The sequence below is a fragment of the Staphylococcus sp. HMSC34C02 genome, assembly GCF_001838705.1.
In the GTDB taxonomy this organism is placed as follows: Bacteria; Bacillota; Bacilli; order Staphylococcales; family Staphylococcaceae; genus Staphylococcus; species Staphylococcus borealis.
The window spans coordinates 198,672-225,485 of sequence record NZ_KV838566.1; the positions used below are offsets into that span (position 1 = coordinate 198,672).

Annotated in this window: 23 protein-coding genes and 1 riboswitch; of the genes, 8 read left to right on the forward strand and 15 right to left on the reverse strand. The window is 35.6% G+C overall.

Annotated elements, in window-relative coordinates:
- Positions 1-154: 154 nt before the first annotated feature.
- From HMPREF3239_RS03750 to HMPREF3239_RS03760, 3 genes are all read right to left on the reverse strand, one after another.
- Positions 155-2,659, reverse strand: coding sequence for a glycosyltransferase (locus HMPREF3239_RS03750; RefSeq protein ID WP_070854755.1), 2,505 nt, complete (start codon positions 2,657-2,659; stop codon positions 155-157).
- Between the two features lie 248 nt (positions 2,660-2,907).
- Positions 2,908-3,483 carry a sugar O-acetyltransferase gene (locus HMPREF3239_RS03755; RefSeq protein WP_070854756.1) on the reverse strand — a complete coding sequence of 192 codons (576 nt, stop codon included), beginning with the start codon at positions 3,481-3,483 and terminating at the stop codon, positions 2,908-2,910.
- Positions 3,484-3,895: 412 nt separating this feature from the next.
- The gene (locus tag HMPREF3239_RS03760; protein ID WP_070854757.1) at positions 3,896-4,765 is read right to left on the reverse strand and encodes an SDR family oxidoreductase; all 870 of its coding nucleotides are present in this window, start codon (positions 4,763-4,765) and stop codon (positions 3,896-3,898) included.
- A 231-nt stretch (positions 4,766-4,996) separates the two neighbouring features.
- Here HMPREF3239_RS03760 and HMPREF3239_RS03765 point away from each other — a divergent pair, with 231 nt between their 5' ends.
- From HMPREF3239_RS03765 to copZ, 3 genes are all read left to right on the forward strand, one after another.
- Positions 4,997-5,203, forward strand: coding sequence for a hypothetical protein (locus tag HMPREF3239_RS03765; protein ID WP_053028857.1), 207 nt, complete (start codon positions 4,997-4,999; stop codon positions 5,201-5,203).
- Positions 5,204-5,455: 252 nt separating this feature from the next.
- Positions 5,456-7,843 carry a heavy metal translocating P-type ATPase gene (locus HMPREF3239_RS03770; protein ID WP_070854773.1) on the forward strand — a complete coding sequence of 796 codons (2,388 nt, stop codon included), beginning with the start codon at positions 5,456-5,458 and terminating at the stop codon, positions 7,841-7,843.
- 88 nt (positions 7,844-7,931) lie between these two features.
- Entirely contained in the window at positions 7,932-8,138 is a 207-nt protein-coding gene (gene copZ / locus HMPREF3239_RS03775) for a copper chaperone CopZ (protein ID WP_053028858.1), read from the forward strand.
- Between the two features lie 279 nt (positions 8,139-8,417).
- Here the strand turns inward: copZ and HMPREF3239_RS03780 are convergent, their stop codons facing one another.
- From HMPREF3239_RS03780 to HMPREF3239_RS03835, 12 genes are all read right to left on the reverse strand, one after another.
- Positions 8,418-9,416 (reverse strand): D-lactate dehydrogenase, encoded by a 999-nt coding sequence (locus tag HMPREF3239_RS03780; RefSeq protein ID WP_070854758.1) that lies wholly within the window; start codon positions 9,414-9,416, stop codon positions 8,418-8,420.
- Positions 9,417-9,449: 33 nt separating this feature from the next.
- Positions 9,450-10,610 carry an aminotransferase class I/II-fold pyridoxal phosphate-dependent enzyme gene (locus HMPREF3239_RS03785; RefSeq protein ID WP_070854759.1) on the reverse strand — a complete coding sequence of 387 codons (1,161 nt, stop codon included), beginning with the start codon at positions 10,608-10,610 and terminating at the stop codon, positions 9,450-9,452.
- A 78-nt stretch (positions 10,611-10,688) separates the two neighbouring features.
- Positions 10,689-10,796: riboswitch (SAM riboswitch) on the reverse strand.
- An 80-nt stretch (positions 10,797-10,876) separates the two neighbouring features.
- Positions 10,877-12,382 carry a phytoene desaturase family protein gene (locus HMPREF3239_RS03790; RefSeq protein ID WP_070854760.1) on the reverse strand — a complete coding sequence of 502 codons (1,506 nt, stop codon included), beginning with the start codon at positions 12,380-12,382 and terminating at the stop codon, positions 10,877-10,879.
- 9 nt (positions 12,383-12,391) lie between these two features.
- Positions 12,392-13,249 (reverse strand): phytoene/squalene synthase family protein, encoded by an 858-nt coding sequence (locus HMPREF3239_RS03795; RefSeq protein ID WP_053028862.1) that lies wholly within the window; start codon positions 13,247-13,249, stop codon positions 12,392-12,394.
- Between the two features lie 20 nt (positions 13,250-13,269).
- Positions 13,270-14,397 (reverse strand): glycosyltransferase family 2 protein, encoded by a 1,128-nt coding sequence (locus tag HMPREF3239_RS03800; RefSeq protein ID WP_070854761.1) that lies wholly within the window; start codon positions 14,395-14,397, stop codon positions 13,270-13,272.
- 13 nt (positions 14,398-14,410) lie between these two features.
- Positions 14,411-15,919, reverse strand: a complete 1,509-nt coding sequence (locus HMPREF3239_RS03805) for a phytoene desaturase family protein (RefSeq protein WP_070854762.1) — start codon at positions 15,917-15,919, stop codon at positions 14,411-14,413.
- Between the two features lie 2 nt (positions 15,920-15,921).
- Positions 15,922-16,407, reverse strand: coding sequence for a glycosyl-4,4'-diaponeurosporenoate acyltransferase CrtO family protein (locus tag HMPREF3239_RS03810; protein WP_070854763.1), 486 nt, complete (start codon positions 16,405-16,407; stop codon positions 15,922-15,924).
- A gap of 165 nt (positions 16,408-16,572) precedes the next feature.
- Positions 16,573-17,274 (reverse strand): aggregation-promoting factor C-terminal-like domain-containing protein, encoded by a 702-nt coding sequence (locus tag HMPREF3239_RS03815; protein ID WP_053028866.1) that lies wholly within the window; start codon positions 17,272-17,274, stop codon positions 16,573-16,575.
- 435 nt (positions 17,275-17,709) lie between these two features.
- Complete coding sequence (locus HMPREF3239_RS03820; RefSeq protein ID WP_070854764.1) at positions 17,710-19,137, reverse strand: phosphate--AMP phosphotransferase; 1,428 nt, start codon at positions 19,135-19,137, stop codon at positions 17,710-17,712.
- Positions 19,138-19,278: 141 nt separating this feature from the next.
- The gene (locus tag HMPREF3239_RS03825) at positions 19,279-20,337 is read right to left on the reverse strand and encodes a PTS sugar transporter subunit IIC (protein WP_070854765.1); all 1,059 of its coding nucleotides are present in this window, start codon (positions 20,335-20,337) and stop codon (positions 19,279-19,281) included.
- A gap of 309 nt (positions 20,338-20,646) precedes the next feature.
- The gene (locus HMPREF3239_RS03830) at positions 20,647-21,210 is read right to left on the reverse strand and encodes a M23 family metallopeptidase (RefSeq protein ID WP_070854766.1); all 564 of its coding nucleotides are present in this window, start codon (positions 21,208-21,210) and stop codon (positions 20,647-20,649) included.
- A gap of 197 nt (positions 21,211-21,407) precedes the next feature.
- On the reverse strand, positions 21,408-22,001 hold the full coding sequence (locus HMPREF3239_RS03835) for a TetR/AcrR family transcriptional regulator (RefSeq protein ID WP_053028869.1): 594 nt from the start codon (positions 21,999-22,001) through the stop codon (positions 21,408-21,410).
- A gap of 136 nt (positions 22,002-22,137) precedes the next feature.
- Between HMPREF3239_RS03835 and HMPREF3239_RS03840 the strand changes: the two genes are divergently transcribed.
- The 5 genes from HMPREF3239_RS03840 (at position 22,138) to HMPREF3239_RS03860 (ending at position 26,434) form a co-directional block, all read left to right on the forward strand.
- A complete protein-coding gene (locus tag HMPREF3239_RS03840; protein ID WP_070854767.1) occupies positions 22,138-23,655 on the forward strand; it encodes an MDR family MFS transporter in 1,518 nt (505 codons plus the stop codon).
- The gene (locus HMPREF3239_RS03845; RefSeq protein ID WP_070854768.1) at positions 23,656-24,384 is read left to right on the forward strand and encodes a DUF4811 domain-containing protein; all 729 of its coding nucleotides are present in this window, start codon (positions 23,656-23,658) and stop codon (positions 24,382-24,384) included.
- Positions 24,385-24,467: 83 nt separating this feature from the next.
- Positions 24,468-25,034, forward strand: a complete 567-nt coding sequence (locus tag HMPREF3239_RS03850; RefSeq protein WP_070854769.1) for a TetR/AcrR family transcriptional regulator — start codon at positions 24,468-24,470, stop codon at positions 25,032-25,034.
- 206 nt (positions 25,035-25,240) lie between these two features.
- Positions 25,241-26,185, forward strand: coding sequence for an LLM class oxidoreductase (locus HMPREF3239_RS03855; protein WP_070854770.1), 945 nt, complete (start codon positions 25,241-25,243; stop codon positions 26,183-26,185).
- Between the two features lie 12 nt (positions 26,186-26,197).
- A complete protein-coding gene (locus HMPREF3239_RS03860) occupies positions 26,198-26,434 on the forward strand; it encodes a DUF896 domain-containing protein (protein ID WP_070854771.1) in 237 nt (78 codons plus the stop codon).
- Positions 26,435-26,814 lie beyond the last annotated feature (380 nt).

The window sequence follows — 26,814 nt, forward strand, 5'->3', positions numbered from 1 at the left end:
ACAGAATTCTTTTGAATTCGTCGTCCCACTCCCTTCTTATCGTTCTATTAACCCCATGAAATTATTACTTACTTTATCCCAATCATGATTGTTACACATTCAAATGCTTTTAGGATTAGGAATTTTTAAGTTCAATAGATATTGTATTTACTGATTATTTTAGAAGGTTATAGAACTCTTCTATCGCTAATTGATTGTATTCTTGAGCGTTAAACGTCTCATAATTGGGTGTTTGATGTTTGATAAAACGCTCTAAGCCGTGCTTAATATCATTGACATCATGACTCACTAACATCCCATACTTACCATTGTTTAATACATAACGATTCGCAATGATATCCGATGCCAATACATTCATACCAAGTGATAGTGCTTCAAGTAGAACCATTGATTGGCCTTCATAATAAGACGTTAACGATAAAACATCCGCTTGTTTCATAATATAGAATGGATTTTTTCGTTGTCCTAATAAAAAGACATGTTGTTCTAACTTCAACTTACGAATTTGTTGTTCTAATTTATGTCTTAATGGACCTTCTCCCATAATATATAATTTCGTATTAGGATAATGCACGATAACCTTGCCAACCGCTTCAATTAATAAATCAAACCCTTTTTCAGGTGATAAACGGCCAACCGACACAATTTTAAAATCATCCTCTTTAAAAGGTACCGACGTCACTTTCCCTTTATTCACACCGACGAGCACCGGTACATTATTTTTCTCAAATTGGTCAGCATTATCTAACATGGATTGCGATATTTTACTTAAATTAATCGTGTTTCTTGACGCTACAAATTTCTTATTTAATGCTTTTTTAGCAATATTGTGCATATTTTGTTCTTTTGATGCATCAGAAACACATACCAGTTTATCAAATTGATCATACAATGTGATCAAACCTTTTAAATTTTGATAATGCGGTTTCACACCGTTGACGATTTTCTCCATGTCCGCTTTGATATCACTATGAAGGTAGACCAATTTACGTTTAGCAGTCGTAGCTAAAATAAGATTCGCCCAAAACATAGAATACCCACTGAAATCTATCGCATAATCAAATTGACTTTCACCTAATATTTTACGCATCTCACGTTCATATACATGTTTTGGATATAAGAAACGTTCTAATGCACTTATTAGCCCTCGTTGTCTGACGAAGTCTACTTTATACGTCTCTTTTAACGACGCTGCTAATGGACCAACTCTTAAAATAATTCTTACATTTTGGTTAACATTATTCAGGTTATTCAAGATTTCTTCATTATTACTTCGATTCGTAAATAGCGTAACGTCATATTGATTGTAGTCAATATTCTCTAATAAATTGATAACAGAAGAGGTAATACCATTATTTTTCATCCCACCAGGATAAATTAATAGTCGTTTTTTAGCACATTTCTTTTTCTTTTTACGTTTATGTTTTGAGGTGAATACGCGCTCAATCACCTTGTCAGTAACATTTCCATCATCTAGATACGCATACGTATTTTTGAACGTTTGATAGTTATGTTGCACCTTACTTAATTGATATGTTTTTTGTTGTATCGCTTGCACAACATCATCAATGGTATGCACAACCGGTCCCGGTAAATCCTGAGCATTGATATACATTCCTCTTTCAAATTGATATGCTTCGTAGTCAGGTGTATAAAAGACAATGGGTTTATTTGTGACTAAATAATCAAAGAAGATACTTGAATAATCCGTTATCATTAAATCAACAAATGTTAATATTTCATTTGTATCAAAATAATCCGGAATAAGATAAGGTTTTAGTGCTTCATTTTTAATTGCTTTTTTATAAATAAATGGATGTACCTTTACTAATACTTGATAATCGAGATGATGTTTTAATTTTTCAACTTCTTCGACAATATGATTTAAACTTTCCTCAGGCGTGTTGACATCATCCCCTCTCCAAGTAGGACAATATAACAATACTTTCTCATCAGTAATATCAATGTATGATCTTAATTCATTAATAAGCATTTTTGAATCACTATTCAATGTAAGATCGATTCTTGGATACCCAATTTCTAAAATTTGCCCACCATAAATATTGTCCAATCTAAATGCCCTTTCAAAAATGTCTGACGTATGGCGATTAGGACTTATGATATAATCACTCGATAAAAAGTTTTTAATAATATTTTGCGAACCACGTAAGCCATTTTCAAGATCTAGACCCATATATTTGAGTGGCGTACCATGCCATGTGTTCACATAAATTTGATCAGGCTTTTTAATGAAATAGGCTGGAAACGTTGAGTTGTTAATTAGATACTTACATTCGGTTAGTGCCCTTAAATACTCTGGAGATTCTTTAATCACGAATTCAATATTTTTATATTTCTCAAATTTCTTTTTATAAAATTCTAACGTTTCGGTAGTGTCGACGACCCATTTATGCGTATATTTACGATATTTGGGATGATGAATCAAACGTTTAAAGATAGCATATGGACTATCTGTAATACTCTTCCCATCTCTTACTTGATATAGAATATCGTGTTGTTTAACTTTATTCGCTTCATAATTGTGCGCATAACGCATTATTTTACGTGTATAAGCTGAGTTATTTCTTCTTTGTAAAGGCGTCGTTATAAATTTAAATTTACGACGACTTTGATTTTGTAAAAATGTCTTCAGTGCCATATTCATTTTCCTTTCTAAGTTGTATTTCATTCTCTTAAGTTGATGTCATAAAATGAATGTGTTGAATTACATTTTGATTCTTAAGTATGTATGGAGATGAACACCAATATACAGTCTAAACATATTATATCATTTATTTATATTATATATTATTAAAATAATGCGTTTTGTATATTATTTTTTTAGATAGAAAAACCTTTGAGCCACTGGACGACTCAAAGGTTATCTATACCTGATTGATGCCATGACTATTTAGGGGCATCTCTTTCATCAATTTCTCTTATTACTTTAGCAGGCATGCCCGCAACTAGGCTATTCGGTGGTACATCTTTTGTCACTACACTTCCTGCTGCAATAACTGAGCCATCACCAATCGTTACACCAGGTGTAACTACAACATTGCCACCAAACCAAATGTTATTCCCAATTGTGATAGGCTGGGCCAACTCTAAACCTGCATTACGTTCTTTAGGCGTTAATGGATGATGGGCAGTATAGAAACCACAAGACGGACCTATAAATACATCATTACCAATCGTGATGCCACCTCCATCCATGAAGTAACAATTACTATTAACAAAGATGTTCTTACCTAATTTAACATTCCACCCATAATCTGTATCGAAGGGACTATTAATTGTAATATGCTCTAATTGGGCACCAAATAATTCAGTTAAGATTGCTTGTCGTTTGCTATCATCACTTGGGCGTGTGTGATTAAAGTCATAACATAAATCTTTAGCTCGTATACGTTCTGCTTCTAAATCATTATCAAAATTCGCATCATACCATTGATGTGCTAACATTTTATCTTTCTCTGTCATCGTACTCACTCACCTTCTTTCAATTATTATCATAAAGTTTAAACGAATCAAGATGCTTTTGCACTGAAATTCCCTTTCCATTAAAGAAATGCAGACTTTATGTCTAACAACCAAAAAGCCGGGAGTGAGACAACATTCTTTTTAAAAACGTCGCCAACCCCAGCTTGCTTTGCTTGTAGTATTTCTTAATGACATTCTCTTTGCTGGGGCCCCACTCCCAGCTTGCTTTGCTTGTAGTATTTCTTGGTGACATTCTCTTTGCTGGGGCCCAGCTAGAACTGTGAAATGCATGGCTTAAGTGTCTTTTCAGTTCAGTCAGCCATGGCGAATTTCCAAAATAGCATTATTAGATTATATATGTCCCAGACCATAACCATGACATCCTAGACATTAAATATGATAAAACTTCCATTTACGTTGTAATATAGTCGCCACCATTAACATGAATAATTTGGCCTGTGATATATGAGCTATCTGCATTTGTTGCAAGGAACACATAGGCTGGCGCAAGTTCTGCAGGTTGTCCACGTCTCCCCATTGGCGTATTGCCACCTTGATTTTCCACTTTGTCTTCATCAAAGGTAGCTGGAATTAATGGTGTATAAATCGGTCCTGGCGCTACACCATTGACGCGTATATTTTTCTCCATTAGTGTTGTAGCTAATGATCGTGTAAATGAAACAATCGCGCCTTTAGTTGAAGCGTAATCAATTAAATGACCTGAACCACGATATGCTGTTACACTTGTTGTGTTTATAATCGTATCGTCATCTCTTAAATATGGAACGGCCGCTTGTGATAAGAAGAACATACCAAATATATTAGTTTCGAATGTCTCTTTAAATTGTTCCGGCGTTATGTCCATAAAATGGTCTTGTGGATATTGAACAGCACCGTTATTTACTAGAATATTTAATCCGCCAAAGTCTTGAACCACTTGTTGCACTAAATCTTTAGATTGCTGTGCATCTTTTAAATCATGTGCATACGCTTTAGCTTTAACACCGATGTCTTTCAAACGTTGAACGGTTTCCTCAGCATCTTCATGCTCATCGTAATAACCAATTGCTACATCCGCGCCTTCTTTAGCAAATAATATCGCAACAGAACGACCAATACCTGAGTCACCACCAGTAATTAATGCAACTTTACCTTGCAGTTTACCTGCTGCTTTATAGTCATCTAGCTCTGAAATTGGTCTAGGATTCATATCTTTCTCAGTACCTGGTTGATGATCTTGAGTATAGCCTTTAATTTGCTTATGAAATTCTAATAAATTCATTCGTTACCACTCCTTATCCATTTACTTAACCGTTCCCACTAATGTCGCATTTGAAACAAAGTGATTATCTGTTTATCAACGTCCCATTTCATTACAACTTTAGAATGATGAGAAGTCAGTTCCTTGGTCTCATGCATTTTAGTACGAAACCTTATATAATTAAATTAAACTTCTATTAAAGATATAACTTAAGCCACTAACGAGAACATACAGATAAAGGAGTGCGACGCTATGCGAGGTTTATTTAAAGGTATTATTGCATTACTAATCATACTTGGTATTGTAAAGACCTTCCAAGATCATGATGTAATGAACGAAGCGAACTATTATTACAATCAAGCTAAAAATGGCGAATTAGTTCAAAATATATCCAATTTTGATTTTAATAACTATAAAGATTTAAATTTAGACCATTTTAAACCATCTGATTTTTTCTAAAATAACGATATCATCGACACAATAGAATGATATTTTGGCAATAAGAAGACATTCAAGTGCATGTTGAATTCAGTCCACGACTGCTCATATACACTTGTAGTCTAAGATATAGACTTGATATGTGTCCTTCAAAGTAGACATTGAAAAATGAACACTTTGGAGGGCACTTTTTTATTCAAAAGCAGAACAGAAGCATTGACTTGAATACCCTAAGGGGGTATATTATGTATGAATTGTAATGGAGGTGTCCTAATGAGCAATAAACAACATACTACATTGAATATTACCGGTATGACTTGTGCCGCCTGTTCTAACCGTATCGAAAAGCGATTAAACAAAATGGATAATGTTAACGCACAGGTTAATTTAACGACTGAAAAGGCGACAATCGAATATGATTCAAATGACTATGAAATCAATGACTTCGTTTCGACCGTTCAAAAGCTTGGCTATGATGTAGTCATAGATAAAGCTGAATTAGATATAAGTGGTATGACCTGTGCTGCTTGTTCAAATCGTATTGAAAAAGTATTAAATAAAACTACAGGTGTCAAACAAGCATCTGTCAATTTAACGACTGAGCAAGCCACGGTAGCTTACTATCCCGGTCAAACCGATTTAGATACTTTAATAGAACGTATTAGAAAGCTAGGTTATGATGCACAACCTAAACAAACTGAAGAAGATCAAGCTACACGCAAACAACGCGCATTGAAACATAAGCGAAACAAATTAATCATCTCAGCGATTCTGGCATTACCGTTACTCATGACAATGTTCGTTCATCTCTTTAATATGCATTTACCAGATATCTTAATGAATCCTTGGTTCCAATTTATACTTGCAACACCTATCCAATTCATCATTGGTTGGCAATTCTATGTTGGCGCTTATAAGAACTTGCGCAACGGTGGCGCTAACATGGATGTGCTTGTCGCATTAGGCACTAGCGCTGCTTACTTTTACAGTATTTATGAAATGATCAAATGGTTAGCCGGTTCGACACATATGCCTCACCTATATTTTGAGACAAGTGCTGTGCTGATCACGTTAATTCTTTTCGGAAAATACTTAGAGGCACGCGCTAAATCGCAAACAACACATGCATTAAGTGAATTACTGAATTTACAGGCAAAAGAGGCACGCCTCATTGATGACAATGGCATCGAACAAATGGTACCTCTGAATCAAGTTAATGTGAATGATATCTTGTTAATTAAACCAGGTGAAAAGATACCGGTTGATGGTCAAATCATCAAAGGTGAAACCGCTATAGATGAGTCAATGTTGACTGGTGAATCCATGCCCGTTGATAAGCAGGTTGATGATGCAGTAATCGGTTCAACGATAAATACAAATGGTGTAATTACAATTAAAGCCACTAAAGTTGGAAAGGATACTGCCCTTTCTAACATTATTAAAGTCGTTGAAGAAGCTCAAAGTTCTAAAGCACCTATTCAACGTTTAGCTGATATCATATCTGGCTATTTCGTGCCAATTGTAATTGCTATCGCATTATTAACTTTCCTCATTTGGATTACCATCGTTCATCCTGGTCAATTTGAGGATGCACTCGTTGCTGCGATATCAGTTTTAGTTATTGCTTGTCCATGCGCGCTTGGATTGGCGACACCAACGTCTATCATGGTTGGTACAGGTCGCGCTGCTGAAAATGGTATTTTATTCAAAGGTGGCGAGTATGTCGAACGCACACATCAAGTTGATACGGTTGTGTTCGATAAAACAGGCACATTGACTCATGGTAAACCAGAAGTTACTTATTTAGATGGGGATGAAGATACACTATCTTTAGTGGCCTCCGCTGAAAAGAACTCTGAACACCCTTTAGCTACTGCAATTGTTAACTATGCTGAACAACAACGTGTGCAATTGGTAGACGTCACTGACTATCAAACATTACCAGGCCACGGTATACAAGCGATGATCGATGGGACTCAGTTACTTGTCGGCAACAAAAAATTGATGCTCGCACATCACATCAACATAGATACGATGAAACAGAAGATGACACATATGGAAGCTGATGGTCAGACCGTAATGTTAATTGCATATGGTGGTAAACTTAAGGGCATGATTGCTGTTGCAGATACAGTTAAACCTTCCGCCAAAAACGCCATCCAACAACTATCAGCTATGCATATTAAAACGGTTATGCTAACTGGTGATAATGAACGAACTGCACGTGCAATTGCCAATGAAGTTGGTATTGACCAAGTCATTGCCGAAGTTCTACCACAAGATAAGGCACAACATATCACGCAGTTACAAGAGCAGCAGCATAACGTTGCTATGGTAGGTGACGGTATCAATGATGCCCCTGCACTGGTTAAAGCAGATATTGGTATTGCAATGGGAACGGGCACTGAAGTAGCGATAGAAGCTGCAGATATCACCATTCTAGGAGGCGATATTCAGTTAGTACCTAAAGCCATCCACGCGAGTCATAAGACCATTCGCAACATTAAACAAAATTTATTCTGGGCATTTGGATATAACATTGCAGGCATCCCTATTGCAGCAATGGGATTACTTGCACCATGGATAGCTGGCGCTGCAATGGCCTTAAGTTCAGTTAGTGTTGTAAGTAACGCTTTACGACTAAGACGAATGAAACTATAATTTTGAAGCATTTCTATTTTATTTCTTTGTTTATTAAAAAGGAGTAAAATATGGGTATATACTATTAAGAACGTCGGAGGTGATCATTATGATTAATAAAGTAATGAATGTTGAAGGTATGAGTTGCGACCACTGCAGAAACGCAGTGGAATCAGCACTAGCTAAATTAAATGGTGTTACTTCAGCTGAAGTAGACTTAGACAAACATCAAGTTCGCGTCGATTATGACGAAGACAGAGTATCAGTTGAACAAATGAAAGAAGCCATTGAAGATCAAGGCTACGATGTAAAATAAGGTCCGAACAAAAGCGCTTAGGATTTAGGCGAATTCGAAAAGTGAGCAAAACTGCTTCTCAAGTTTTGTCGAGCTTTGAGTTTTTCGACAAAAATCCTGCTTTTGGTAGGCCGTCAATAAGGTCCGGACAAAAGCGCTTAGGATTTAGGCGAATTCGAAAAGTGAAATAGAAGAAGTTAGGCGTGGCAAACCCCTGCAAAACGTATTTCTGAATGAAATGCTACAAGCTAATCAAGCTGGGGTTACAAAACATTCAGTGTGCCACGTCTAACTCCTTTTTTAATTCACTCTTAATTGCGTCGTCCCTGTATTCAACACGTCAAGGACTGCATCGAGTGCATCCACAATCAAGTTCTTAACTGCCGCATCAGTATAAAACGCGATATGCGGTGTTAACCAGATATCTTCTCTAGCAATTAATTCATCTAATAAATCGTCATTAATTACTTTATCACGATAATCTCCAGGGAATAATCCACGTTCATGCTCATATGTATCTAACGCAGCACCTTTAATGTGTCCGCAATCAATGGCATCTAGCAATGCTCGTGTATCTACAATTGATCCCCTAGCCGCGTTGACAAATACAGCGCCTTTTTTAAATTTAGAAAATAATGCTTCATTAAAAAGATGCGGATTATATTTTGTTGCTGGAATATGAACTGTGACAATATCAGCATCCTGCAATGCGTCTTCTAATGTTTCTTTATACGTAACATACTGTGCAACTTGCTCATTTGGAAATGGATCATAGGCAACAACACGACTACCATACCCTTTGGCAAAGATTCTTGCTGCAATGGAACCAATACGTCCAGTTCCGATAACTGCAACAGTTAAATCACTGATTGAACGTGACAAGATTGAAGGTTCCCATCTAAAATCATATGCTTGAAGTTTACGTTGAATGTCATTTTGATTTCTAACAATATTAATTGCTTGTGTCACGGCAAACTCTGCAATGGAACTTGGTGAATAAGATGGAACATTAGATATAATGATGCCGTATTGTGTAGCTAAATTTAAATCATACGTATCAAACCCAGCACTACGTTGCGCAATATGTTTAATCCCGAAACGTTGAAGTTTCGCAAATACGTCTTCAGATATTGGATGTTGTTGAGATAAAGATAACCCATCAAATCCTTGAACACTATCCACATTATCTTCCGTCAATATCTCTTTGTTTAATTCTATTTCAACCTTATGCTGTTCTGCCCATTCTTCAATATAAGGAATATCTTCATCACGTACACTCATCATTTTTATTCTAGTCATTATTTATCATCCTTTCTCATGTTCGTCTTAGTGTTATACGTTATACAAATTAGATAACGATGCGAGTCGATTCGCCGCTTCAGTCAATACATCATCCTCCAGTGCCAAAGAAATGCGCACATAATGACGCCCATTTTCTCCAAATGGAATACCTGGTGCTACTAGGATGGACTGCTCTTTTAATAAATATTGTTCGAACGATTCACTATCGTAACCCGGTGGCGTTTGAAGCCATGAATAGATACCACCCTTAGAATGCACAAATGGTAAATTTGCTTCCTTTAATCGTTTCTCAAAAGCATCACGACGTCGTTTAAATGTGTCATTTTGTTGATCCAAAAAGGCATCATAATGATTCAACGCATACGCTGCTGCATCTTGAAGGGCACCAAACATACCCGCATTCGTATGTGTCTGATATTTCTTTAGTGCTTGTATCATGTCTTTATTCCCTACCGCAAAGCCTACTCTGAAACCTGACATGTTATACCCTTTTGACAATGAAAAAATTTCAATGGCTACTTCCTTTGCATCTTTAGAAGCGAGTATACTCGGGTTCTTAGCATCGAAACCAAAAGCACTATATGCAAAGTCATGAACAATCTTTGTTTGCGTACCTTTAAATTTTTGAATTGCTTCATCAAATACCGCTTTAGTGGCCGTTGAACCTGTAGGATTATTTGGGTAAGTTAAATAAACTAATGACGTATTCGCTAATGTTTGTGCATCTACTTTGCGCCAATCTGGCAAGTAATCTGGTGGGTCCAAATTAAGTGGTACTGGATTGGCATCAGCAAGCAAGACACCAGCGAGATAATCTGTATAACCAGGATCTGGCAACAACACATTCTCTCCAGGATTAACAATACATGTCGGTAATGCCACTAAACCGTTCTTTGTACCATAAAGTATGCACACCTCGTCTTCTTTATCTAACGTGACACCGTATTGGCGTTGATAAAAATTAACAATCGCTTCTTTAAATGATGCTTTACCATGAAAGGCACCATACTTTTGATTCTCTGGAATTCGAACTGCTTCTGCAAAATGATCAACAATACCTTTAGGCGTTTCACCATCCGGTATACCCACTGCCATATTGATTAACGGCAATGGACCATGTTCAACTTTACGTCCCATTGTCTTACCAAAGTAACTATCTGGAATATGCGCTAGCTTATTTGAAATTGTCATGATTTACCCCCTTACAAAATTAAAAAGCTATATATCACGCTCAAAAGAGAGTGACATATAGCTTAGTTATAACTATGACACTTATCTTTGAGGTATACCTCTTTGGAATTAGCACAGTACTTTTATCTTTTAAGTCTGTTGCTGAAGTTTCATCGGGCCAAATCCCTTCACTTCTCTGGATAAGTCTATTGAATTAATATTCATTGTATCAGTTCAATAATGATTGTCAATATTTATAATTTTCTGATTCATTTAATTTATGGAGATTATACACCATGATTAATATCTTCAAGCATTGCTTCTGCCGTAATTTTAGCACTCGTTAGAACGATTGGTACACCAGCACCCGGATGTGTACTTGCACCTGCAAAGTATAAGTCTTTGTAGTCTCTTGAAACATTGGCTGGTCTGTAGTAATTACTTTGTGTCAGCGTTGGCATGAGTCCAAATGCTGAACCGAACTTAGCATTGTAGCGTTGCTCAAAATCAAGTGCTGTAAAAACCGTTTCAGATACGATATCTTGACGGACATCTTTAAGTGCTTCAATCGTTTCAAGTTTGTTATAGATAACGTCTTTCGCCTTCTCGACTATTGTAGGGTCATGCCAGTCAATTTGGCCTGTTTTTAATTCTGGGACTGGCATCAATACGTACATGCCTGTCTGACCCTCAGGTGCTAATGCTTCATCTTCCACAGATGGGAAGTAAAGGTATAATGATGGATCCTCTGGCATCTTTCCACTGAAGATATCATCAATATTACCTCTAAAATCTTTAGCAAATACCACGTTATGGACATGCAATTTATCACGTAATTGACGATTAATACCTGCATAAATTAAAAATGCTGAACATGAATAATCCATGTTCTCCACCTTTTCAGGAGAATAGCGCTTTAATGGCGCGTGCTGAGGCATGAGATGTTGTGCCACATATGGGAAGTCAGCTGTACATAGTACTTTATCGAAACGTCGAATATCACCATTAACGCGTAAGCCATCTGCACGCTTAAATTTAGGATCAATGATGATCTCTTGCACGTCTGCATTGAGTTCAACATTGACACCATAGTCATGACCAAGCTGTAATAAGCCTTGGGCTAAGCCATACATGCCACCTTTGATATAATGGACGCCATGAACCATCTCAATCATCGGAATAATAGAGTAAATTGATGGACCTTGTTTCGGATCAATACCGATATATAATGTCTGAAATGCAAGTAGCTTGCGTATTTTTTCATTAGATACATAATTATCTATTAATTGATTCGCATTGTTAAACGTCTTCAGTCTAAGTCCACGATATAACGTTAACGGATTATAAAATTCGCTTGGCTTACGGAACGTGCGCTCAAGGAAATATTTACGCGCTACTTCATAACGTTTATATATATCCGTTAAAAACTGCATAAACCCTTGCGTTGAGCCTGGCTCTATATCTTCTAGCGTCTGGCTTAGTTGTGCCAAATCCGTCGATACACTTACTTTATCTTTATCTGAGAAATAGATATCAAAAATATGTGTGAGTGGTTTCATATCGACATAATCTTCAAAACGTTTGCCACATTCTTCAAATACTGCTTTATAAACATCTGGAACCATCACTATGGTCGGTCCCATATCGAAGATAAAACCATCCTTCTTAAATTGACTCATACGGCCACCGACTTGTTCATTCTTTTCAAAAATGGTTACTTGATGACCTTGCGCGGCCAATCGTGCGGCAGCTGCTAAGCCGGTAACACCAGCACCTACTACTGCTATGTTCATACATCTCACCTAATCTTTATATTTTTTCTTTAAGTTGCGGTAGATTTTATGTTTTTTCCATTTAGAAACATATGCGCGTTCTTTCAATGAATATGATGATTTACGTACCTCAGTTAGTATACCGCGATAGACTTGAGCTGCTAACTCAATAATCATACGAGATTCTTCATTATAAACATCGAGATGATTCAATACCATATCGTAGTTATTATCCGCTAGTGTTGCATAGAATTCCCAAATTTTGATGTAATTGTCAGAGGGTTGATCGCGTTCCATTTCATCTGCAATTGAAACATTAAACTCATTTAAGCGTGCTTTACTAAAGTAAATACGCCCGTTTCGATAATCTTCACCAACATCACGTAGTATATTCGTTAGTTGAAGCGCCTCACCTAATTGCTTACCATACGCATAAGCTTCGTCTGACGGTGGTGTTGCCAAAATAGGAATCAGTAATACGCCAACTGTTCCTGCTACCCCATAACAATAATCGAGTAGACCACGATCTGTTTCAAACATCTCGAAGTGTTGATCGGCTTCTACGGTGTCAATTAAGTCATAGAGGGCTTGGTAATTCATTTGGAAATGTGTCGCTGCATCAGCAAAAGCCGTCATAATGCGTGCATCACTTTCAAATGTCGTTATTGTTTGATGTTCAATAGATTCAACATCACGATGAATCTTATGTAAATAATCCACGTCTTGATGTACATCGATACTATCATCAACGATTCTGCAAACAGCATAAATTGCCCATATTGCGCGTCGCTGTTGCTCAGGTAACATATCAAAAGCATATGAGAAACTCTTAGAGTAATCTTTCATAATTTGATGACAATATTGATAATTTTCTTCTAATGTGCTCATGGAGAACCCCCTGCTAAATATTATTTAATATTAAATCGTCGTCCTTTCCATTTTACCTGTTTTGTGTAATGGATGTGACGAAATGAATTGATAAAAATTAAAATAAACACTAAAAATAATATCGGATGACAAATCAAGACTAAAATCGAAAAATTACCTACTCTACGATGTAAACGGCTGAATTGTAGTGTATACAAGCCATAAGATAGTAGCGCTCGTCTAAATGACAATCCTTGTTTAAATAAACTGAGTATGAATGCACTGAATGAAGTGATACTACCTATCATCCATAACATGATTAACATCATAATATGCGGTTGTGTTGACGATGCACCTACCGCTAAGTGCTTCGTCCATCCTTCTACGAGCGTTTGAACGCCTGATTCGTACATTCTAAAATTAACGTAACCCTGACCTTCAAATTGAGTCACTGGCAACTGGCAACGTTGAAACGCTTTGCCTAAAGCAAATCCTTCAATGATTTGTGACGCAGCATTTTTATGACCTTGTGTCTTAATATAATCCGCTTTGTTCATGACGGTTACCGGGCCAAATGCCAATGCATCACCCTTTGCTTTAGCTAAAGTTGAAAATGTATTTGTACCTACAATTGTCATTAGATTAAACACTGCCGATAAGTGTTCATACGGTTTCCGCACACTGTGATACGGTTGAATACTTAGTAAACCACGATAATGTTGTTGTGCATAGGTCTGAATCATTGCTTCTAATGCATCATCATTTTGTAATGTTACATCTGCATCCATAAAAACAATGATGTCTGATGTTGTGTGGTCAACACCTTGATAACATGCATATGACTTACCAACCCATGTAGGCTCATGGCTATCATATGTCACATTATACACGTTTGCGCCCATTTTTCGCGCAATTTCAGCAGTGCTATCATTTGAATCATCATCCATGACGATACATTCAACTTGTAGTGACTGTTGTGACAAACTATGTAATAACTTTGGCAATCTTTTTGCTTCATTACGCGCTGGAATGACCACACTTATGCTTTGTCTAAAGTCTCCTATATGTGTCTCATCAAATGACAATAGATGCCGGCGATTATACATTAAATAACCACTGACTAACGATAAACCTATACTTCCATGAAGCAGTGACGCTAATTTTGTCATACTTGTATTACCTCTAATCCTTTGAATCATTCGTAAGCGCACGTTCAAGTGCATTAATTTTATCCGCGACTTGTTGACCACTTAACGTCACCATTGGCATTCCACCACCAGGATTAACGGATCCTCCGACAAAGAATAAATTATCAAAGTATTGACTTTGTTTAGGAAACTTAAATCCTTTATTTTTCTTCTTATCTGCCACTACCCCATAAATGGCACCTTTATTCGAGTGATAGGTTTGTTCAATATCATGCGGTGTCCAAATATCTTCATATACAATATGCTGGCGTAAATCTGTAAGCCCCATACGCTCTAATTTATCCAAGACACGTGCTCGAAATTCATTATATTGTTCTTCAGTGAATGGTTGCTCTTGAATGTACGGAATATGTGGTAACACTTTTAAATTTTCATACCCTTTTGGCGCTTGCGCCGGATCGGATTTATTCGAGTTTACTAAATAAATGGTTGGGTCTTGTGGTAAGACTTTGTCATGGAACACTTCTCGATAATTACGCTTTGAATCATTAGAGAAAAGGAAATTATGATGGGCCAATTGAGGATAGGTTTTGTCTACACCTAAATGCATAACATATCCGGACGCTGCGGGCTCATAAACCTTCTCTAATTGCGCTAATTGCTTATTTGAAAAGTGTAGTAAGTCACGATAAGTTGGTATGACTTCTCTATTAGAAACGATGTAATCAGCACTTACATGTGAACCATCATCTAATCTAACGCCTGTGACATGATTAAAATACGTATCTATACTACGTACATCTTTGCCAGTATGAATTGTCACACCTTCTTCAACAGCTAATCGCTCTAATGCACGTGCAAGGTGGTGAATGCCACCTTTGACATACCATAACCCTTGTTCATATTGCATATGGATTAACATTGTTAACACGGCTGGTGCGTCATAAGATGACGAACCAACATACTTAATGAAATAACCTAGCATATCTCTTAACTCTGGCTTTTCGACGTAACGATTGATGGCTTGTTGCATTGTTGAGAAGTAATCCACACCTTTGACTGAACGCAATGGACCTTGATATTTGATAATTTCCGAAACCGTATCAAGCCCAAGTGCGAAATAACCTTCTTCAGTGAAACGATGAATATGCGCTGCATAATCCATAAATTGGTACAATTGTTTGATATCCTCATTCGTGAGTTGACTGTTGTTAAGGCCCATTTGTTCTAAATCTTCATATAAATCTATAACTTTGCCATTTGTAAAGAAACTACGCCATTGTAAAGGTAAGCGTTCAATCGTAACGTAATCTTTCATTTGTTTCTTACTATAGCTGAATAATCTTTCAAATATCCATGGCATCGTTAAAATAGATGGACCCAAGTCAAAACCAAATCCGTCTGCTTCAAGTCGATTGACTTTACCACCGATGTGATCATTTTGCTCGTAAAGTGTGACATTAAAACCACTTTGTGCAAGACGAATCGCAGCTGATATACCGCCTAATCCACCGCCGATAACGATAATGTTTTTATGTGACAAGTCTATTCACTCCGTTTCACTCTGCGTTGATAGTACAATTCTAATCTTGGACGATTATAACGTTGCGTCAGTATAATCGGTAAATTAGCGCAAATAACATAACTCATATTGATAAATTGTATATATTTAGGCGCTTTTACAAAAATAATTACTGGTATCATTGATAACCAATGCACAAGTTCTGCCCGACGCATTTCTACAATCATTATATGTATGTCTTCTAATTTAAAAGAAGCTAGTCTCTTTTTATTATAAATATGATGATTGAATATAGCACCTTCAGGAATGAAGCGTTTCCACTTATTAATACGCAATAGTGTATTCCATAAAGCGCCATTCTTTTCCCACGACCATATTGTAAAAACCTTATCATATTTCACAAAGAAGGATGACGGGCATCGTAACATCAAATGAGATATTGATAATTGTGTAGTTGTCCAGAACACACTATGTATTAAGCCTAATTTCAATACTTTCCATAATGACATAACATTCAACACTTTCGACATAATAATTGTTCTAATATCTTCCCTATAAACCTCATCGGTAAACGTTATGCTACAGTGTCTATTAAAATACAAAAAAGAGGCCGACCATCATGTCGACCTCTTTCCTCGATAACTCGATGTGCTATCCAGTTATCTGAGTAAATCCTACCACCAACCGTTGTTATTACGGAATGCAATTGCTGCATCTAATGAACCGTAACGGCTGTTAGCGTAGTTAATCATACCTTTAGTTTGTTGTGCTACTGAACCAGTACCCCATGATTCCATAGTTTGACCTAAACCTCTGTAACCAGCTGGGTTAACTGCGTTAGGGTTACCACCTGATTCTGGCATTACGATAGCGTTCCAAGCAGCTTCAGTACCACCGTTAGCTAAGAATTGAGCTTTAACTGATCCACCAGTTGAAGCTGATGAAGCTGAGTATGAAGTAGTTGTTGGTGCAGAAACTGTTCTAACACTAGTGTTGCTTGATTGTTGGTTTGAGCTTACTGATTGAGATGATGCTTCGTTGCTGTAAGAAGCTGAGTAATCAGTTGATTGAGCAGCTGGAGCAGCTTGTGTAGTTGCTACTGTGTCAGCACCACCAACGTAAGTGTAATTCCAAGACCAAGATTGACCATCAGAAGTGAAGTTATATTTGAAACCATCTTTAACGAATGAGATGTTGTATGCGCCAGCTTGTACTGGGTGTGCATTTAATTCAGATGGGTTGTTTTGAGCTAAGTTAGCTAATTGTGCATAATTAGTAGTTGATTCAGATGCATGTGCACTGTTATCTGTAGTTAATGCATAACCTGTTACTCCTAAAGCTACTGCTAATGACGACGCGATTACTGTTTTTTTCATAATAAAAAATTCCTCCAAAAAAATTAGTTTATATTTTCGCTATGTTATATTCTTTAGTTATTGTGTTTTGCTCTGTGTTTAACTTTTGACAATAAGTACTATATCATAAAAAAACGCCAGTAGTATTACGCTTTTCTTACAAAAAATTACAATAGACACCTTGTTTTGTAACATTGAAATATAAATAATTCGCTTTGTAACAATTATTTTTGAACAAATAGTTTAAAATTTCATTATGAAATAAGGATTTACAATACTTTTTTAAGAAATTTACAACTGTTTTACATTATCTGTAATATTACAAATTGCCGTTTTGTTACAATCCCGTAATATTTCTAACAACTCCGAACTATTCAATTTATCTATATAACTTTAAAAAAACCAAGAAACGCTATGATTTTCTAACGTTTCTTGGTTCCTATTATTTAATCATATTCATTCATAATCTTTAACGCCCCATAATACTTTTTCACATTTACGAATAATATATTTCATAATTTCTATTCTTGATGTTTTCTTATGGTCGGCGGGTACAACTAACCATGGTGCATAGGTTGTATGTGTTTTTTTAACCATGTCATGACTTGCCTCGACGTATAAATCCCATTTTTCACGATTACGCCAATCTTCATCCGTGATTTTCCATTGTTTATCGACGTTATTTTGACGATCTTTAAAACGCTTCAACTGTTCGTCTTTATCTAAAGTAAGGAAGAATTTTAAGATAATTGCACCTTCATCTGTCCACATCTTTTCAAATGCATTAATTTCCTCATAAGCACGTTGCCATTCATTGATTGTTGCAAATCCTTCAATACGCTCAACTAATACACGGCCATACCAACTTCTATCAAATAACTCGATGTGTCCGCTTCGTGGCATATCTTTTGCAAAGCGCCATAAATAATGATGTTTTAATTCAACGTCAGTAGGTGCGCTAATGCCATTGACTTCATAACCAGTTGGATCAAGCTTTTCTCTAATACGTTTGATATTACCACCTTTGCCGGCTGCATCCATGCCTTCAAACACAAGAATGAGTGGGATTTTTCGCTCATATAATGCGAATTGTATTTCTCGCATGCGTTTTTGTAATTCATTAATCAATGATTTGTATGCTTCTTTGGATACTTTATCTACTTCGATATCAAACATATTGGTACTAAAGTGCTCAGTAAAGTCACCATCACGTTCATTATCTTGCGCATGATGTTTGGCAATGGCTTGTTCTAAACGTTGTATAATGTGTTCATACATTTTTTCGATTGCTGATTGTCGTTCTGTATAATCAATAATCTGCCATTGTTGATCTTGTTTAATAAATTGATGCATATTCTCTAAATATGTTTCTGTTGATAAGACACTGCCATATTCTTGAACTTTCCAACGCATTAATGGATTTTCTTTCGTTTGCTTAATATGTTCTTGTCTTTTATCTTCATTAATTTCAATAAAGAATTTAATGATTTCATAATTATCTTTGATTAACATATCTTCAAAAGACGCAATTTGTTCTTTTAAGACATCATAGTTTTTGTATCTATCATGCTTAATTTCATTCTCTCGATAATCTAAATAATGAGAGTACCAGCTTCTAAAGTAAACATTGATATCACCCTTTTTAGGTAATGTATTCCAATATTTTTGTAAGAATTGATATCTTAAATCATCCTTTTGAGGTGACTGTGTTGCAATAAAATGTGTATATTTCGCATCAAAGTTAAGTAATAATTCATTTGATAAGCGTGTTTTTCCAGAGGCAGGGACCCCTTCAAATAAAATCATAATGGGAATACCCAAATCATGTGTTTGTCTTGTAAGTTCTGCTGTCTTTAGTGCTAGTTTTTCGATTTTATTAGCCATTAACCATTCACCCTTTTTATAACGTATCATTTCATTTTTATTGTAACACGATTTATTTCTATTTTTTCTCAATCTTTGTAAATAAAAAGAATTGATAAAATGCGATATTCAACACTTTATCAATTCCTATTTAATAGGACGTTAACCCATAAATTTATATATGTCGTTGGTATATAGACGTAATACTTTTCGGAAAATAATATCTAAAACAAATGCAGTTACTAATGGTACAACAAAGAATCCTAAAATAATGAGTAAGACACTCACTAAGGCAGAATCAATATGTAAAAATTTAAAAGCACTAATTGGACCAATCATACCAATGAAACCAAATCCTGCCGATTCCTTCGTTCCTGCAATACCAATCAAACTTCCTGCAATTCCTGATATACCAGCAGTTATAAGGATTGGTAACATGATGATTGGATATTTAACCATATTAGGCATCATCATTTTCACACCACCAAAGAATATAGAAATCGGTACTGCAACTCGATTCACTTTGCTAGTACCAATAAGCAATACTGCTTCAGTAGCTGAAATACCAATAGATGCTGAACCTGCCGCAAGACCTGTAATCCCTATTGCAATAGCTATCGCAACTGTTGATAACGGTGAAATAATAATAAAACTGAAGACCATAGAAATAAGCATACACATTAATACAGGTTGTAATTCTGTGAAGCTATTAACCATATTACCAATGCCAGTTGTAATCATGTGTACATATGGCAAAATGAATACGCCAATTGTAGCTGACAATCCACCTACAATCGTTGGATATACAATGAGCGCCATACTGCCGACACGTTTTTCAATTAATAAGATGAATAATACAGCAATCGTTGCTGTTATCATTGTATTAATCAAGTCTCCGATACCAGCAATCACCCAGGCACCATGTTTAAATTGTGCGGCTCCACTACCTACATAAGAGGCACAAGCAACCACTGCAATGGCTAATGGTGTCATGTCAAATTTCAACGCAATGAGTGCGCCGATTAAAGCTGGCACTGTAAATTGCATTGCTTGTACAACATGTAACAATGTCCCAAAAAATGGATGATGATGCATTAACGCTTTAAAGATTTCTCCCAAAATGGCATTGGGTACTAAGCCCACCACGATACCTATAGCTACGCCCGATAGCACTCTAAATGTAAAATCTTTAACGCCTATTTCTCTAAGTGTTGATGTCATGTAAAAAACCTCCTGTTGTCTGTTCTGCACACTTATTAAATTGATCAACCTACTTATGAGTTATTGCTATGATGTTTCAACATCTCCTCATGGCAATCACGTCTATAAGTAATGATAGATTTTACTATATCATAAATTCTAAATTTTCAGAATATTATTTTTGTTTTTTTCTCTAAAAAGTAACATTTAATGATAATCCTTATATCCAAACATTTACCCTTTGTGATATGACAGGCAATGTTGAAACTAAAAAAACCTGAAACACGACGTAGGCTTCAGATTTTTATACCATCCATTTCGTTTGACGTATTAAATATTAAATAAACTTTCTTCTTCTTCGGGCAGTTGCTCAATAAAAGGTTGTGGGTCTTCAGCATAATCATTGCCTATACCACCTTTCATTCTTTGAAAGTGTAAATGTGACCCTGTTGTCTGTTCACCTGTATTACCTGATAAAGCAATCACATCTCCGGCTTTAACTTGTTGACCTTGAGTTACCTCGAAATCATTTAAATGCATATACCATTGATGGTATTGCCCGTTTGATTCTGAGATTTGTAAGACCTTACCACCTAATTCATCTTCAAATAATTTGGTGACAACGCCATCTGTTGCTGCTAGCACTTCAGTATCTTCAGGTAAGTCATAATCATTACCATAATGTTTGTCATTGCCTTCAAACTCTAAACCATGATTATATGTGCCATAACCATGCGTCAAACGTCCATCACGCTTCCAATCACCAAATTGATTATCATCATTTAAAGACATTTGAGATGGTTGAATATCAATTTCACGAATTAAATAAGTTACGGATACACCGATACCTACACATATCAGTATAGTCATAACTACATTGATAAATTGTTTCAAACATCGCTCTCCTTTTTAATTCATTATTATTCTGTATATTATCAAACATCACGACAAGAAAGTGTATACTTTGCTTATAATCAGACTAATTGACTAGATAATGAACAAAATTGACTATTATAATAGTAGAAACTCGTTTCTTATAGTCGCTTTTATCCATTATTTTCAATCTTAGAGACCTGTTAAAATGTAATCATTTATTGTTTTAATCGCTCAATATCCTCTTTCTTCAAATCTAACGCATTAAAAATACCACCTTTATATACTTCGACAATAAATTGCGCTATTTCATCAACATTGATTTCATTTTTATGTTTTGACCAATATTCAAAGGTATTTACAATGATCGTTATTAAATATTCTTTACCTAATTCTCTTTTAAGATTCGAGCCCTGTGAAATATGATTTATAAATTCGAAACGCTTAGACACTACATTTCTAATTTTCATTTTGAAACTTAGAATACCTTCATTCGTCAACAATACCTTTAATACTTCTGAATACGGATCAATCGCTTTGAATAAGTTTGCGATGCTACCCACATCTAAAATATCTTCATTTTCTACATTAAATTCTCTTTGTGTTTTAATAAAGTTTAAAACATCATCTTCAATTTCCGATAACAATTCATATTTATCATCATAATATCTATAAAATGTACTTCTTGTTACATACGCTTCTTGAGTAATTTCATTAATTGTAATTGCTTCAAAATGCTTGTGATTTAATAAATTGATTAGTGCTTCTCTAAGTAGACGTTGCGTCAATTGTGTTTTGTTACTATAAGCCATCTCATCACCCTTTCGCATCGTATTATAATACATTTTGATACATAGTGTATTATTTTAAACATTATATTTTATTTTGTTCTCCTTTTTCGCTTCGAAAGTTGTTACATTAAGTTCGTACTTTTAAAGGAGGCTTATTATGTCAGAGAATATAAATACTACATTTGACTTAGATGAACATGGCAAACCTTATAATAAATTGATGATTATGGTTGTCATTTTACTTGCAACATTTGCAGGCGCCTTAATGCAAACATCATTAGGCACAGCACTACCTACATTAATGAAAGATTTTAATATTGATTTTAGTACTGCACAACAAGCAACTACGTGGTTTCTATTAGCTAACGGCATAATGGTTCCATTATCTGCCTACTTAGCTACTCGTTTTTCAACGAAATGGTTACACGTTATTGCATATGCCATTTTATTAATTGGTTTAATACTAACTGCAATGGCACCGTCGAATAGTGATAGTTGGATTATTTTCTTAATTGGTCGAATTGTTACCGCAATCGCTGTTGGTTTAATGATGCCTTTGATGCAAATCATCATCATTAACATGTTTCCACCAAACAAACGTGGTACTGCGATGGGGTTGAGTGGTTTAGCCGTTGGATTAGCGCCAGCACTTGGACCAACATTTGCTGGTTGGATATTAAATAAAGATCATATCATTCTTGGTCTAACAATCAGTGATTCTTGGCGCAATATTTTTGTGATTCCAATTATCATAGTTGTCATTGCTTTCTTATTAAGTTTTATTTTTATGAAAGATGTCATACCAAATAGAAAGATTAAACTAGATATTTGGTCACTTATTTTATCCAGTTTAGGATTTGGTTTATTTTTATGGAGCTTTTCAAATGTTTCTAGCGAGGGTTGGGGAAGTATTAGTTATGTCATACTACCGCTTATCATTAGCGTCCTTCTTATCGGATGGTTCTGTATGCGTCAGTTTAAATTAGATGACCCGTTCTTAGATTTACGTGTATTTAAATCCAAAGGCTTTGTCATTGCAGCGATTGGCCTTATCGTTGTGACAATGGCTATGTATGGTGTGGAAATGATGCTACCTACTTATTTACAAAATATTCATGGTTTTTCACCATTTGAGTCTGGTTTAACCTTACTTGCAGGTGCTTTAATGTTAGGGTTTATTTCGCCTATTTCTGGTGCACTTTATAATAAAATTGGCATCAAACGACTCGCTTTTGTTGGATTCTTAATTTTATCATTAGCTTCATTACCGTTTGGCTTTTTAACGGATACGACATCACCGTCGCTTATCTTAGTTTTATATTCAATACGGATGTTTGGTGTGGCTTTAATTATGATGCCTTTAACAACAAATGCGATGGATGCCTTGCCAACTAAAATGGGTACACACGGTACAGCAGCAAACAACACTGCTAGACAAGTTGCATCTTCTATAGCCGTCGCATTGCTAACATCTATTACGCAAAATATGATTAACAACCATATGCCAGCTAAAAATTTAAAAGATGCAAATCCATTACTTTATGCCGAACATGCCCAACACGCATCTATTGATGGTTTTAATACTGCGTTTTTAATTGGCGTAGCATTTGCAGTCATTGGATTAATCATCGTTCCTTTCTTGAAAATGAATCATTCAGAAAGCGAGGAGAATTAAATGATTATACTTATTATTCTAACTATTGCCGTATTTGCATCATGGACACTGATTCCACATCGCCTAACACGTTATGTTACCGGTTCATTATTCACCGTTCTATTTACAGCATTAATCATTGGCATTGTTGCAAACATGACGCATCATTTTGGTATGGAGAAAGAAACAATCACTGAACCCGAAAAACAAATTTATTCTGCTGGCTCAACAAAATCTCCTACAAACATGTTAATTGCGAATGAAATAGGTAACAATTCTTATAATTATGTCATGGTTTATAAAGAAAATAAAAATGATGACAAACCATCAGCACATTTTAAACCTAGTACTAGTAAAGAAGATTTATCAGATTCAATAAAGAAACACGCTTTCTATAGAACAGCAGATGTAGACCAAGCGACAGTTAAAACATATTGGACTTGGAAAAACGACTTCTACCGTTATTTGTTTGATTTTGGAAACAATAAAAAAGAACTTATCAAACAAACATCGATTGTTACAGTACCTAATGATACATGGGTCGTACTAGATGCAAAACAAGCAAAGCAACTTCAAAAAAATCAAATGGCATCATCAAAATCACAAAATAGAATTAAAAAAGAACTGCAAAATAAAATGATAGCGTATAAACAATCACATCCTAAAGCGTCTGAGAAACAACTTGAAAATTATATTAACGATCAAAAACAACGACTTGCTACAAAACAAATTAAAGAAATGCTTAAATAACCAACAAGCGTGAACTTTGACAACCCTCTCTTTTCGACAGATAATTTAATGTAAGTAATAAGTCAATAAGGGAGGTGCCTATAATGACTACGACTAAGGTAGACCCGCGTATTATTAGAACAAAGAAACTACTGGTAGACGCGTTTCAAGAGGTTTCCCGTGAGAAAAAGATGTCACAAATAACGGTTAAAGATATTACTGAACGTGCTACAGTCAACCGTGCTACTTTCTACGCACATTTTACAGATAAATATGATATTCTCGATTACACTTTATCTGAAACGATTCTGAAAGATCTAAATGACACGTTAGCTATTTCTGATATGATTAATGAAGCCGTCATTACTAATCTATTTATATCTATTGCCAATTATATGGTTGAAGTACAAGATTCATGCAAGATGAATAGTGAAACGTTCTGTAACCAAGCCCATCAACGTATCAATAATGAATTAGAGGATATTTTTACCAGTATGCTTCGCAATAGCTATCCTGAACAGGATATTGACATACTCGTTAACAGTGCGAGCTTTCTAGCTTCAGGATTATGTGGTCTCGCCCGACATTGGCTCGATACAAGTTCACTTTCAGCTGAAGCTTTTATAGATAAAAATTTACCTTTCTTAATTCATCATATAACACACTTATAATTCAACTTCTGAGGCATAGCCTTGGAAGTTTTTTATGGAAAAAGCTAATCTAATCAACAAATACTGAGCATTGTTGTCTAAACAACATGTTTCATAAGCATGTATGTTGCATGTTAATCAAATAGGGCGTATATTACATTTATGCAACAAGTGTTAGTTAAGTAATACATGTTGTTTTAATATTAATTGCGTTAGGAGGGGAAGACATGTCAGATATCGATGAACATAAGGGATTTAAACGAACGTTCAAAAATAATAAATTGACGCTAGGTTTATCCATACCATTTGATAATAAACAACAAAATAATATAGATTTTGATGCGCAAGTGAGACTCGCTCAAAAAGCGGAGTCTTTGGGGTTTACAAGTTTATCTGTGAGAGATAATCCACTGTACAGTCCTCATTTAGGTAAGGTTACAACGAATTATGATCCGTTCGTCTTTTTAACCTATCTGAGTGCCTTTACCTCTAAGATTGCACTAGGTACGGGTAGTACCGTAGCAACCTTACGACATCCTATTCACCTTGCTAAATCAGCAGCCTCACTTGATCTCATTTCCAATCAACGTTTATTACTCGGTATGGCTACCGGCGATCGTTCTTTCGAATTCCCTGCATTTAAAGTAGATGAAAGTGAATTAACAGAACGTTATCAAACAACCATTCAATCATTAAGAGCACTTTGGCAATCACATTCTCCCAATATTTCAAATTCAATTTTTGAATTATATGAGGATTCAGGGTTACAAGCATTGCCAAAACATCATACAATTCCAATGTTTGGTACCGGATATTCAAAACACTCAATGGCTTGGCTTCAAGAAAATATGGATGGCTGGTTATTTTACGCCCAACCTTTTCAAGATCAAAAGAAATTAGTTGAAGCTTGGCACAGTGGTACTGACCGCTTCAAACCATTTATGAATATCTTAATGATTAATTTATCCCGAAATCCAAATGAAACCGTTAAACCGATCAAAGGTGGTTTCCGTACTGGACGTAAAAATTTATTACAAATATTAAAAGCTTATGAATCAATTAATACAAATCATATTATCTTAAGATTTACAAATGATGATCGTGATATCGAAGAACTCATAGAAGAAGTTGGAACGTATATTGTACCCCACTTCCCAGCACATACAAATTAGGAGGAATAAATAATGAGAGAATTACTAGATAGAATTAATCAATTAGCAAATAAAGAAAAAGTTGAAAGTTTGAGCGTTGAAGAAAAACAAGAACAACATCAATTAAGACAAGAATATTTAGGTATGATAAGAGGTCAAGTACTTCATACTTTCTCTACGATGAAAGTTTTAGACCCACTTGGACAAGACGTTACACCAGATAAAGTATATGACTTAAGGGAAGAATATGGCAATATTGAAGAAAAATAAAATATCATCAACAAGATTTAGGAGTTCGGGACATAAATAATATAATGCAGCTATTTTGCAAATTCGCAGTAGCTGACTGAACTGAGAGGGCGCTTTAACAAAGCTTTTCTCAGTTCTAGTCACCCTTGCGGGGGTGGGACAACGAATTTAAAAGAATTCTGTCCCACTCCCCTTTTTTTCTGTACATAGTTCTTGTAGGAAAATTTTAAACTTGGAATATTATAGAGACGTTCTTAGATAAATATTCACTCACTTAAGTTGCTTCGCGTTCCTGGGGTGCTGTCTCTAAAGCGGCTCTTGGATGGATAATATTCTTTGGTTGCGACGCTTGCCTAGGGGGCTGGGACGAACCGCGGTCTTGTAAAGTAGTTCTTAGATAG

Coding starts and splice junctions, on each gene's coding strand:
- HMPREF3239_RS03750 (WP_070854755.1), bottom strand. CDS start 2,659: ATGGCACTGAAGACATTTTTACAAAATCAAAGTCGTCGTAAATTTAAA.
- HMPREF3239_RS03755 (WP_070854756.1), bottom strand. CDS start 3,483: ATGACAGAGAAAGATAAAATGTTAGCACATCAATGGTATGATGCGAAT.
- HMPREF3239_RS03760 (WP_070854757.1), bottom strand. CDS start 4,765: ATGAATTTATTAGAATTTCATAAGCAAATTAAAGGCTATACTCAAGAT.
- HMPREF3239_RS03765 (WP_053028857.1), top strand. CDS start 4,997: ATGCGAGGTTTATTTAAAGGTATTATTGCATTACTAATCATACTTGGT.
- HMPREF3239_RS03770 (WP_070854773.1), top strand. CDS start 5,456: ATGAGCAATAAACAACATACTACATTGAATATTACCGGTATGACTTGT.
- copZ (WP_053028858.1), top strand. CDS start 7,932: ATGATTAATAAAGTAATGAATGTTGAAGGTATGAGTTGCGACCACTGC.
- HMPREF3239_RS03780 (WP_070854758.1), bottom strand. CDS start 9,416: ATGACTAGAATAAAAATGATGAGTGTACGTGATGAAGATATTCCTTAT.
- HMPREF3239_RS03785 (WP_070854759.1), bottom strand. CDS start 10,610: ATGACAATTTCAAATAAGCTAGCGCATATTCCAGATAGTTACTTTGGT.
- HMPREF3239_RS03790 (WP_070854760.1), bottom strand. CDS start 12,382: ATGAACATAGCAGTAGTAGGTGCTGGTGTTACCGGCTTAGCAGCTGCC.
- HMPREF3239_RS03795 (WP_053028862.1), bottom strand. CDS start 13,249: ATGAGCACATTAGAAGAAAATTATCAATATTGTCATCAAATTATGAAA.
- HMPREF3239_RS03800 (WP_070854761.1), bottom strand. CDS start 14,397: ATGACAAAATTAGCGTCACTGCTTCATGGAAGTATAGGTTTATCGTTA.
- HMPREF3239_RS03810 (WP_070854763.1), bottom strand. CDS start 16,407: ATGTCATTATGGAAAGTATTGAAATTAGGCTTAATACATAGTGTGTTC.
- HMPREF3239_RS03815 (WP_053028866.1), bottom strand. CDS start 17,274: ATGAAAAAAACAGTAATCGCGTCGTCATTAGCAGTAGCTTTAGGAGTA.
- HMPREF3239_RS03820 (WP_070854764.1), bottom strand. CDS start 19,137: ATGGCTAATAAAATCGAAAAACTAGCACTAAAGACAGCAGAACTTACA.
- HMPREF3239_RS03825 (WP_070854765.1), bottom strand. CDS start 20,337: ATGACATCAACACTTAGAGAAATAGGCGTTAAAGATTTTACATTTAGA.
- HMPREF3239_RS03835 (WP_053028869.1), bottom strand. CDS start 22,001: ATGGCTTATAGTAACAAAACACAATTGACGCAACGTCTACTTAGAGAA.
- HMPREF3239_RS03840 (WP_070854767.1), top strand. CDS start 22,138: ATGTCAGAGAATATAAATACTACATTTGACTTAGATGAACATGGCAAA.
- HMPREF3239_RS03845 (WP_070854768.1), top strand. CDS start 23,656: ATGATTATACTTATTATTCTAACTATTGCCGTATTTGCATCATGGACA.
- HMPREF3239_RS03850 (WP_070854769.1), top strand. CDS start 24,468: ATGACTACGACTAAGGTAGACCCGCGTATTATTAGAACAAAGAAACTA.
- HMPREF3239_RS03855 (WP_070854770.1), top strand. CDS start 25,241: ATGTCAGATATCGATGAACATAAGGGATTTAAACGAACGTTCAAAAAT.
- HMPREF3239_RS03860 (WP_070854771.1), top strand. CDS start 26,198: ATGAGAGAATTACTAGATAGAATTAATCAATTAGCAAATAAAGAAAAA.